Here is a 12,168-nt window from a genome sequence, read left to right on the forward strand (position 1 = left end):
GAATTGTGAATTGTGAATTGTGAATTGTGAATTGTGATTTATGATTTGTGATTTGTGATTTATAAATTATGATCTTCGATATCGTTTTTAGAATTTATATATTGGGCTTTGGGGTTAGAGATGATATTTCCAGCTTTTGAGGTGATGTTTCTCCCACCACAACGAGTAACGGCATCATATCCAAAACGGTTTTTGATTTTGTCCATAGCCTGATATAAGGCTATCATTTCTTCGGTATCTTCAAACATACTAATCTGATAATTGCCACGCACCAAACCGGTAAACGAAACCCCCACTAATCGTATCCGCATGCGCCGATTATAAAGTTTATTGAATAACTCTAGTGCTATTTTGGACAACACATGATCGCAAGAAGTATAGGCTATTTTCCTTTGCAGATTTTCCGTATCAAAATTCGCATAGCGTATTTTTAGCACCAATGTTGAAACGAGCCATTGCTCTTTTCGAGCTTGATAGGCCAATTTTTCTACCATACCCAATATCAGGGATTCTATTTTTTTAATATCGATAGTGTCCTGTAAATACGTGTGTTCTGTTGAAAGTGATTTTCTTTCGGTGTAGGGTTCTACTGGAGTATTGTCTATGCCGTTGGCTTTCTTCCAAAGCTCTAAACCGTTTTTGCCAATCATACTTTGCAGTACTTCGGCCGGAGTTTCAGATAACTTTTCGATGTTACGGATTCCGAGTCTGGAGAGCAGATTAAACGTGACTTCACCCACCATCGGGATTTTACGGATTGATAATGGATTTAGAAACGGCTGCACCTTGTTTTGTGGAATCTCCAGATTGCCTTTAGGCTTGCCTTCACCTGTCGCAATCTTGGAAACGGTCTTGTTAACCGACAAAGCAAAACTAATAGGCAGTCCGGTTTCTTTAGTGATGGTTTGTATCAATTCATTGGTCCATTTGTAACAACCATAAAACTTATCCATGCCGGTAATGTCGAGGTAGAATTCGTCAATACTGGCTTTTTCCACCAGCGGCGCATTCTCTTCAATAATCTGAGTGACTTCATGGGATTTTTTAGAGAACAATTCCATATCGCCTTTGACAATTTTAGCCTGCGGACAGAGTTGCATCGCCATTCGGATGGGCATCGCCGAACGCACCCCAAAATACCGCGCCTCATAGGAACACGATGCTACAACACCTCGTTCTCCACCGCCTACAATCAGTGGAATTCCGTTTAATAACGGGTTTTCCAGCCTGACGCAGGAGACAAAAAAGGTATCTAAATCCATATGGACGATAGCGCGTGACATAGTGTTTTGAATTGTGGGATGATAATTTATTTCACAAAAGTAGAACCATATTACCAAAAATAATTATATTTGTTGTGAATTAAATTCACATTAACACATGTCTATATTTTCTGATAACCTGAGATACTTACGCGTCAAAAGTGGTATGACGCAGCAAAAGATAGCGGACGAATTGCGAATTCCGCGGGAGCGTTACGCCAAATACGAAGGAACCACCGATCCACCTCTGGATTGCTTGCAAAAGATTTCACGATACTTTCACGTTAGTATCGATTTGTTGTTGTCTTTTGATATCCGACGGGTGCCTTATGAGAATCTAATACAATTGGAGGAAAACCGAATCTTACTTCCTATCACTGTGGATAGCGATGGCGAAAACCGCATTGAGATTGTTGGTGCTAAAGCACAGGCCGGTTACTTGAGAGGTTATGGCGATCCCGAATTTATTGAAAGTCTGCAACGCATTTCACTACCGTTTCTAACTCACGGAAAATACCGCGCCTTTCCAGTGACGGGAGATTCTATGCCACCGCATAAAGAAGGCTCGTTTGTAGTTGGGGAATATGTGGAACGAATTACCGATATTGTTGATGGCAGAACCTATATTTTGATTACCAAGAACAACGGCATGTCGTATAAGCGCTTGTATAAAAAAGATAAAAGCAGCCTGATGGCGCATTCAGATAATACCCTTTATGACCCTTATGAAGTACAGTATTCTGATGTTTTAGAAATATGGAGATACGCCTGTAGTATCGCCACACAAGAATTTGAAAAAGACGATTTAGGAGTGCTTAGTATCGCTGATGTTTTACAAGGTATCCGTCAGGATTTTTCCGCCCTTAGAACCGAGTTCCAGCAAAGGAAGCTTAATTAATAAGGTACCCTCTACATATTCGGAGGCAAGTACTTTCTACAAGCTAAACCCGCCCTATTTTTAGTCTCGTGATGGAATAGCTTATTTTAGCGCGGCTGGCGAAGGAGAGTGAACCCGGGTAGTCTCTCTTTGTCATTCCCGCGCAGGCAGGAATCCATCCAACAATAGTTTTTCATTCGTTTACTTCAGGCTTGATCCCTGTCTGCCGGTAGGCAGGTTTTGGTTCGTTTTGTATCAAGACAAAATGAACAGAATGTCCCGTTTAATAAGAGTGCCTTCGAGTGCTTCATTCTTGAAAAGAAACCACCTCGTCTCAGCAAGCTGAGCCACCCCTCATTAAAAAGGAATCTGTTTGTAGTTTTTAGTACTGAATATGTAATGGAAGCTATTACGAACTAAAGTTCGTGTACCTCAAGCCCACTGGGTTTCCTCCTCTTACTATCAAATCCTCCTCATTGAGGAGAGGTGGCGCCGATGCCATCGGTGACGTGGTGGTCTCTGCCCTCTACAGGCTCCCATCTTCGTAATTAAATCGGGATAAACTTCGCTGTGTTCTACCAAGGAATCCTGATTGGATTTTTCCCTTTAGCGAAGGGTAAATTCACTTTTTTGTCAATAAAAAAGTACAAAATTGGTAGTTAGTCGGTTATTTAGGTTATTCAGCGAGGATAATAATTGCTTGGTAAACAATATGTTAACTTAGAGTACTGGCAATACCACCAAGGCCGATATTTTCCTCAAAAGGGATTTTATCGGCCTTTTTTGTTTTGTCTGAAATCATAATTAGTAACGCTAAGCATAAAAAATCATGACAAAAACAGCAGTCAACAAGAATTTTAAAAAGGCTAAGAGTACCGCTCTTTTTTATAGTTCCAATTTTTTCGTCTGTATATAATTGCAAAGTCGTTGCGCCAGATGACCCATTACTTATTCCCCTTAAGAAAGTCATTAGCAACTGTTCCTACTTAAGTTTTTAAATGTAGTATCTCAATTAATAAAAAGCGATAATTCAATATCGCATTTCGTAATAATTATAATCCTGACAAAGGGAAATTCTTGCATTTCTAAAATGTTTTGATATGCTTATAAACTTTGATATTATCATCTTGGGAGATGGTCCTGCCGGTTGCGCTGCTGCTTTGACCTTTGAAAGCAATGGCTATGCTGTTGCGATTGTAGGCAGTTCAAAAACGGATGACTTTCCTACAATCGAATCTATTGATGCAAGTGTTGCAGAGGACTTGCTTGGTTTACATTTTAATCACGAGTACTTGAACGAGCATCACACGCCTTTGTATGAGACAATCTCACTTTGGGATAGTGACGAACCTATCTTTAAGGATTCCATATACAATGCCCATGGGAACGGTTGGACTATAGATAAACTAAAATTCAATAAGCAGCTGCGTTCAAAATGTGCTGATAGAGGCATACCAATTTTTAAATGTGATGAACTAGAAATCAAAAGGCATCCGCAAAAAGGATGGCTTTTAACTTGTGATTTAATGTCCCTCCACGGCTTATTTCTTGTGGATTGTAGTGGGCGCAGAAGGATATTGTTAAAAAAACTTTCCATACCAGTACAGAAATATGACTCCCTTATTGCCATTAATAAAATTTTCGACGCAGCTATAAGCGACCCTAGTTTAGCGCTACTCATTGAAGCCGATAATCAGGGATGGTGGTATTCCTCATCGTTTTTGAACAAAAAAAGGATTGTCTCGTTTTTTACAAATGCGAAATCGGACGCTTTAAAAGACAACCTGATTGCTCCTCATTTCAACCATAAGCTTCTAAGTACCCAACTAATCAGTCAACATCTCAAATGCTATAGCGATAGCGATGAGAAACCGCATGTTCGTTATGCAAATAGCGAAATTTCCAGTGAATTATTTGGTAACGACTGGATATGTGCTGGCGATGCAGCGGCGGCATTTGACCCGCTTTCTTCTCAAGGTGTAGGCACAGCAATACGAATGGGAATAGTAGCCGCTAAGGCAGCGAGTAAGTTCCTTGAAAATGCAGACAGTACCGCAATGGTGCAGTTCAGAGACAACTATCGAGAGTTGTTTCATAATTACCTAGTACAGCGTAACAAATTTTACAGCAAGGTGCATCACTGGCCTGACAGCGTATTTTGGAATACGAATGCGCAAGAAATTAATGAGATAATCAACAAAAACAAAACTATATGAAACCAAAAAAACAACGTAGTTCCTCAAATGAACAATCAGCAATTGTTAGTGTTAAAATTTTTCCGGGAATTGGAATTGCCCGCTTAGGAAACAGTCCAGATGAATTTTTTATCGGACCTGAAGCTCCTTGGGAAGAGCCGAATCTTTCCGGTAAATTTAAGGACGCCATGGGAAGAGTTAAGCGTCAAGCTGCTCGATTTAGAATATACGGTTATGATAGCTCGGGTAGCGTAGTTAGTGAACTAACGGAAACGAACTGTCAGATCAAATGGTCTGTTCAACTTGCCAATAAAAAGGCATCATACTATAAATTTAATGGTCGTTTTCACCAAAAATTCACTTCAGATAATTTAAGAAATTACAATGGAAATGACGAACGACTGCCGGATGAGCGAAAAGAGTGGATTATAGATCCCGGCGAAAGAAGTATCTCGGGATCGAAGCAGTCTAATGTTGTATTTGATGGAGGTATGATCAAAGAGGTTCCGGTTACACTTGGCGAACTCCGAACCGATGATAAGGGGCGCTTGCTGGTTTTGGGTGGTTTTGGAAGTTCTTCTTCATTAATTCCCAATAACCCTTTAACGGTTTATGCCAACAACGACAACTGGTATGACGATACCTCAGATGGCCCGGTATCGGCATCCGTTAGTATGCCCGATGGTACCCTCTTAGAAGCAGAAAGCGCCTGGGTCATTGTAGCTCCGCCGAAGTTTGCACCGAATACGTATAATCTTGTTACATTGTATGACAGAATAAAGGAACGTTCGTGTAAACCTGAAAACTCCAACACCCAATTCTATCGCGATATTTATCCTATTTTGTATCGAGCATCGGGTTACGCATGGGTAAATGAAATGTCTTATCGTGCCCACGGCGCCGGAAAAGGTGGGAACTTTTTATCTGAAAAAATGCTGTCCCTTTTATCGGACAGTTCCCCTAAGGCCAAAGCGATGCGTTTAAATGTATTTAAGAGAATTCGAAAACCAATCGATTGGGAGCTTGTAGGAGACAATGTAGTAATCAAGGACGAAGATTTTGCTAATTCGCAAGCCAATTATATGTATATGCCGCAACTAAGTGGTGATGATGGCGACGCTATTACCTTTCCAATTCCCGTAGACGAGACCCCAGATAATAATGATGGGCTTACGGCTTTAACATGGCTTACCGTAATTCCTACTCAGTATATGCACCTCAAGAATTGGGCTAACGGCGATTTTGAGATTGGAGAGCCCGAAGTCTATGTCCCTCTTGATGAGTTTCCAATTGAGCAACAGCCTCAAATGTTAGATCGAGGTGTTTTGGAATATTGTGTTGGTGGTCCTTTTTTTCCGGGTATCGAAATGACATTCATCTCAGATGAAACTTCAACCTTCCAAGCACCGTTTCGACTGAACTCGCAATTTAAAGCTGGAGATGTTACGAAATATATGGCCTTGCCGTGGCAGGCTGATTTCTTTGAATGCAATACCCACTGGTGGCCGGCCCAAAGACCTGATGATGTGGTGACGGCGGAAAGTTATACTGAAACTCAAAAAGTTTTAAAGAACTACGCAACGACAGACCCAACAGTGGACCCTGAAACCGTTTATGCTTTAGCAATGGCTGATCGAGAGATGTGGGCCAGAGGAATTTCTGATGACCCCAACGATTTTAAAACAGGTGATAACAATATGGTTAAATATTGGCATGAGATGGGGTTTGTAACGAAACAAACGACTCCCGGAATACTATATAATGGTGCTTTGGTAAAGGAAGAGGTTTACGTTGAACAAGAGCGAAATCAATATGCAGGTATGCTGACCGACCGAGAACTTTTCTACATGATTCAAAACATCGATAATTATCAGGGGATTATGCCCAAAGTGAAAGAATATGTGGAAAGGGTTTTAGAAGAAGCTTATTTATACGGAATGGCCGATGATTGCCCAGAGCAGATGAAATTTTTTAGATATACTGCAGACAACTTTGAAGCAAGAATGATGGACGCCTATAACTCGTTTGTTGCCGATGCGCGAAGTTATGACGCTGCAACGGATGCTATTTTTAAAACGCGTAAAGACTGCATTACTCGAATTATACAGTTCGCACCCTTTAATTTAATTGATGGTGCCTGGTTACGACATATCGACAAAGCCGGACCAACAGATGAAGTTCAAAGTTTACTTTCTTCAATTTTTCAAGATGAAAGAGGGAATGGTGATCCGTCTATGAACCATTGCAATATCTATTTAGATCTGTGCCATTCTGTAGGGTATTATCCACATCCTGTGGATAGCGAAGCATTCGCACAAGACCCTACTTATCTTGATTCAGCTTTTACTGTTGCGGTTTTTGAATTGGCCATTTCCCAGTATACTGAATCTTATATGCCCGAAATCTTGGGAATGTCTCTTTATCTTGAATGGAGTGTCTTAGAACTAAAGCCAACGGTACAATTGCTTGATTATTTCGGTATTGATTCTCATTTTTATGTGATGCACATAGGTATTGATAATGCGGTCAATGGTCACGGCAGGAGAGCCATTGATGCCATAAACCTTTATCTCAGCAATATTATGCAGCAAGGTGGGGAAGAAGCAGTACAAGCTCAATTTGAAAGAATATGGAAAGGGTACATTGCCTTTAGCCTGACAGGTACTTTTGGATCCGACTTACAGGATTTAATTACAAGTGCACCCTCATTCAACGATCAATTAATTACAATGATTGAGCAGAAGGCACTATTTGGCAGCTTGAATCACGATGAGCACATGGTAGGAAACAATAAAATCAACGATTGGTTTAGCGACCCTCAAGGCTTTCTCGATGCACTTGTAGCTGCGGGTTACATTGTTCCGGGCAATATTGAAGGCAGTAAACTTTTCTCCTTATTTGAATTTCAGACCGGGCCGATGTTCCGAGTATTTACGGATGATGAAATACAATTATGGAAAGATTGGACTATGTCATTGGTGAAGAAACCGAGTATAAAACCATTAGATTCTTTTGACTCCATGAAATTGCTCATCACAACGCTTAAAAATCAACAAAATGGTACAGGGCAACACCAAGCGATTGAAATTAGAGAGGCTGGCAGTACTAAAGCACATCCTATATCTTGGTTCTTTACCCAAGACCCATTGGTATTTATGGCCGCGCTAAGTGATCCCAATAATAACCTTATAGTTCCCTTTGATCCAGACAGTAGTATTTTTGTAACGCAGTTGATTGCGCCAGCCAACAGAATGGGCCAAGCTTTTAGCTATGCTATCGCTGGTACAGGGGATCAAACAGGCAGAGATATTGTTATACAATGGATTAATGATGGCTGTCCGCTAGCTCCTCCGACGCAACCCAAAGTTGCTCCTAATGTAACGTTTACTACAGAAAAACTTTGGCTTACTTCACCCGCTGAGAAATTTATGACGCATCCCACAAGGAAAATAAGAGGCATGGGCAGTATTCATTGATGACATAGTAACCCCTTTATTACTAGGTAATGCTAGCGGAGGTACACCCGATACATCCGAAGAAGGAATCTGTAAAGTAAAGAACAATAAAAGGCGTACCCATGTTGTCCCAAGAGAAAAGCCCCGCAGGTAAAACCTTGCGGGGCTTTGTATTTTTCATCTTTGCGAACCGAGTTTCAGCAAAGGAAGCTTAATTAAATAGATACCGTCACTTCGTGTATACACGCCGTCACTTCGAGTGTCCGCCCCGGCGGATGACCCGAGTCCACCTTGGTGGGCGAACAGAGCGGAGCTAATCGAGAAGCTTTCCTAGCATAAGGGTTCTCGATAAAATCTCGTCATGAATGACGAGACCACTCGAACTGACGTACTCTGTGTTTGATTACTTTTTTTACCGTCACTTCAAGGCCAATGCCGTCACTTCGAGTGTCCGCCTTGGCGGATGACCCGAGTCCACCTTGGTGGGCGAACAGAGCGGAGCTAATCGAGAAGCTTTCCTAGCATAAGGGTTCTCGATAAAATCTCGTCATGAATGACGAGACCACTCGAACTGACGTACGCTTCATTTGATAACTTATACTACCGTCACTTCAATTATACACGCCGTCACTTCGAGTTTTTGCGTAGCAAAAGACCCGAGCCCGCTGTCGCGGGCGAACTGAGCGAAGCTAATCGAGAAGCTTTCATTGCACGAGGGTTCTCGATTTCCTTCGGCAGTCGCTTCGCTCGTGTCACTTTTGCTCCACTACGTTCCACAAAAGCACTCGAACTGACGTACTGTTTATCGTTATATATTCCTTACCGTCACTTCGAGTGTCCGCCTTGGCGCATTTATCAAGAAGCTAAACCCGCCCTATTTTTTAGGGTCGTCTTGGAATAGTTTTTTTTAGCGCGGCTGGCGAAGGAGAGTGAACCCGGGTGGGATGGAGCGCCGGATCAGGGTTGCGGCGGGAACTAAAAAAAGCTAATGGAACAGACCCTAAAAATGAGGCTTGATCTTTTGGTTCGTTTTGTATCAAGACAAAATGAACAAACGCCCCAAGTAAAGTAAATATCCTCGACACAACTTTTCCCTTCAGTAAAGAAAATTAAAACCCAATCAATCCCGCATTATACCTCGGATACGCAAATTCCGTAGGATGATTTTTAGCATCCAGCCAAGCCTTTTCCTCACTACGGTTAATGATGATCGGCATGCGTTGCTCCCCTTCCGCTTCTTTGCGGTTGTGAATGTATTGCATTTGTTCATTGGCTGCTGTCGTCACAATGCTATAGGTGTTCCAAGCCACTCCATTTCTGTCTTGCCAAGTATTATAAATTCCAGCCAAATAAAAAATCTCGTCCACGGTCGACTGGATTTCATACTTCCGTTTCGACTTGCCGGCAGGGTCATTCCAATGCCAGTCATAATAAGCAGAGACAATTATCAAACAGCGGTTGTTGATGGCAGGCGCAAAGGATACTTTTTCTTCTAAGGTTTCCACCCTCGCATTTAAGGTACTTTTTCGGAAGTCTTTGTCTCTGTCTACGGGAAGTAGTCCCCAAGTAAAAGAAGTCGTAATCATCTCCGGTTTACTATCCAATACGATGGGAAGATTGGGATAGCTGAAGCCATTAATAAAATCGGACTGCAATACATTCCCCGGGTCATCGATGTTCCGATTGTAAAAGTCGCTTAGTTCTCCGGCTGTTTTGCCTTGTTGAGTGTAGTAGCACATTGCATCACATTTAAAGTAAAGATATTTAAAAAATTGGAAATAGGAATACTCATACTAGCGGGATTGCGGAGCTGATGATATTGAAAGAAATTACAAAAAAAGTGTCACAAAAAATATCGTTTTGAAAATTTTGTGACAGTTTTTGTCACAAATTTTTTTTGAGCATAAAAAATGTGACAGTATTTTACTAAGTATAGTAGCAGAAGAGCCAATGTTTTTTTATGGTGCTGTTTTGTTTGGGTAAGGGGAAAGGGATTCTGTGGGAGGGGGGAAATTATTTATTCACACGATTGGGTTGTGGCATTTCTTGTGAATAATCAAATGGTACTACTTTTTTTCGCATCATACCTTTGTCTTTAAAATGACGTGATATTTCATAAGTCTTTTCAGTGTAGTCATTAGTACCATCTTCTCTATGATGGTAAAATATTTTTATGGATTTACAATTTTCATGTTCAAATATTTGATTGAGCATCGTTCTGTCGGATAGCCCACAAGAATGCCCATATATTTGAACCTGATAATCATTCGACTCAATAAAACGAATTAATCGGTAATAGTTTTTATTTTTTAAATATTCAAACGATTTAATGTGTCTAAACAATTCATTATTCTTTTCATCTTCAAACTCCAAGTAGTTTTTATCTAATTCATCTCCAAAACCAAATACAGGTTCTCCATGAACACCATCTAAACTCCCATGAATATAATCTAAATCTGAAGCTATTTTTTTTCTACAGATATCGTAATAATTTTCAAAAGTGCTGGTATAATTAAAGTTTAAGAAAAAAAGACTTTTAGGCAATTGACTTTCTTCAAGTTCAGTAGTTACTACTTCATGCGGATTAATAGATTCTGTAAAACAACCAACTAAATTATTTTTAATAAAACCGTTACTAAAAGTTGATTGTTGTTTTTTGAGATACTCAATCAACTTTTCTTTTAATGAATCTAGCTGTTTATTTACTTTTTTAATTTCTTCTAATTGATTATCCTTTCCAAAAGCATGTTTAGTGGCCAATAAGGTATTGAAATATTCAATTTCTAAATCAACCCAGTTCAATTTATCAATTTTCTCAAAAGATTTTTTTAACAATATAGACTTGAATTGTAAATGAAGTATTGTTTTCCCTGTCAATATTTGCTTGATAGTGTCAATTGAATTTTCAGGAGTTATTGGGTCTAAATGGTTATGGTAGAAGGCATGTCCACTTTTTACGTGTATTTCAATTAGTTCATCATGATAGCCATTGGATAAATATATACAACGCATAGCATTACTAAAATAATGAGCTATAAAATCCTTATAACTCGTCTTTATGCCATGTGCTAAATCAAAACCGTTGCCTATAATAATTAATCTATTCATTCTTTTAGTCTTTAAAAAAATAAAAAATTATTCAATATCAAACCATTTCAAAATTTTTACACCTATCTTTTCATCTACTACTTCATCATCAAATATTGATATTTTTCCTAAACAACATTTGTGATTTGAAATTTTGTTAGGTATACTTTCAAAGGAAATAAAATGATCATCATTTATTTCTAAAGTTTTATTTGAAGGATAGAGCAACATTGCTTTTTTACTATCCCAATAATCATTATAAACATACATCTGTCTCAAATCGTGTGTTGAAGGTTCAGAATAATCAATATTCTTCCACTTGGTATCGATGATAAATTTATCACCCCCTTTTTCAATCACTATATCCGGACGAATAGAAATGTTTTTCCAAAAGGTTTTTGATTCTTGTCCGTAAATGGAGATACCATCAGGTGCTGCCTCATTTAGTTTTACCAGTATATATTCCTCCCAAAGGGAATTCATATCAAACAATAAAGCCAACATACGTTCATTACCACTCGATACATTCGGGGCATAGTTCAATATTATTAGCCTAGCTATTGCCAATGCGGTCTCATAGGGTGCAGTTTTCCTATTTTTTGGAAGTTTAGTAAAAGTAGCTTCGTTAACATTAATTGTCTTTACTTCAGGAAAATCTAATTGTACTGTTTTGCATTTGCTGTATAAATAATTGCCTTTAGTACATTTTTCTACGATTGTTAAGGCTTTATCCAAAACTTGATGCACTAAGTGGTCTTTGTCATACACCTGATGTGTTGTGTAAAAACGTTCTTTATGTACTAAGTTCTTACTGATATGCCCCGCAAATTCCAGTTTGCCTTTTAGGGCTTTAACGTTGCTTGTTTCTTTGTAATATTGTTTGATTAGTCCTTGATGGATTAATGTCTGTACCTCATTTAAAAACCATTCAAAGTAAATGTCTAATAAGTGAATCTGTTGTTTTCTAACATTGGCTTCACCTACCTGTTGCACTTTCAGTTTGCGAGTTACTCGCAACATTTCAATTAAAGCTCTCTGCCATTTTTGTTTTACAATTTCATTCTCCGTTTCATATTTGTCAATCTTAGGTAATATCTCAATGTTTAGACCATCCACTTGAATCACACCTACAAATTGCTTGAATAGAATACCATTATGCTTTAAATCAAAGTACTGATATTGATGTAAGGCATTGAGTTTAGACAACGCCACAAAATGACGTTGCTCAAACTTACCTTCTATGGGAAGAAAAGTATGTTCAAAAACTTGTATGGTATTGTCTTTTAGCATGC

At 39.3% G+C, this 12,168-nt stretch carries 7 protein-coding genes; 3 read left to right on the plus strand and 4 right to left on the minus strand.

The window, feature by feature from the left end; all coding sequences use genetic code 11:
* Positions 1-59: 59 nt before the first annotated feature.
* A complete protein-coding gene (gene dinB, locus ACULEU_RS04640) occupies positions 60-1,283 on the minus strand; it encodes a DNA polymerase IV (protein ID WP_445454284.1) in 1,224 nt (407 codons plus the stop codon).
* 97 nt (positions 1,284-1,380) lie between these two features.
* Between dinB and ACULEU_RS04645 the strand changes: the two genes are divergently transcribed.
* From ACULEU_RS04645 to ACULEU_RS04655, 3 genes are all read left to right on the plus strand, one after another.
* Positions 1,381-2,160, plus strand: coding sequence for an XRE family transcriptional regulator (locus ACULEU_RS04645; RefSeq protein ID WP_445454285.1), 780 nt, complete (start codon positions 1,381-1,383; stop codon positions 2,158-2,160).
* Positions 2,161-3,239: 1,079 nt separating this feature from the next.
* Entirely contained in the window at positions 3,240-4,355 is a 1,116-nt protein-coding gene (locus ACULEU_RS04650; protein WP_445454286.1) for an NAD(P)/FAD-dependent oxidoreductase, read from the plus strand.
* On the plus strand, positions 4,352-7,810 hold the full coding sequence (locus ACULEU_RS04655; RefSeq protein WP_445454287.1) for a LodA/GoxA family CTQ-dependent oxidase: 3,459 nt from the start codon (positions 4,352-4,354) through the stop codon (positions 7,808-7,810). The genes ACULEU_RS04650 and ACULEU_RS04655 overlap by 4 nt, the downstream gene beginning before the upstream one ends.
* Positions 7,811-8,898: 1,088 nt before the next feature.
* Here ACULEU_RS04655 and ACULEU_RS04660 read toward each other — a convergent pair.
* From ACULEU_RS04660 to ACULEU_RS04670, 3 genes are all read right to left on the minus strand, one after another.
* Positions 8,899-9,528: an SOS response-associated peptidase gene (locus ACULEU_RS04660; protein WP_445454288.1), complete on the minus strand. Its 630-nt coding sequence runs from the start codon at positions 9,526-9,528 to the stop codon at positions 8,899-8,901.
* Positions 9,529-9,802: 274 nt separating this feature from the next.
* Positions 9,803-10,897 carry an AbiH family protein gene (locus ACULEU_RS04665; protein ID WP_445454289.1) on the minus strand — a complete coding sequence of 365 codons (1,095 nt, stop codon included), beginning with the start codon at positions 10,895-10,897 and terminating at the stop codon, positions 9,803-9,805.
* A 27-nt stretch (positions 10,898-10,924) separates the two neighbouring features.
* Positions 10,925-12,166 (minus strand): McrC family protein, encoded by a 1,242-nt coding sequence (locus ACULEU_RS04670; RefSeq protein WP_445454290.1) that lies wholly within the window; start codon positions 12,164-12,166, stop codon positions 10,925-10,927.
* Between the last annotated feature and the right edge of the window lie 2 nt (positions 12,167-12,168).

The organism is Flavobacterium sp. 25HG05S-40 (assembly GCF_052654735.1).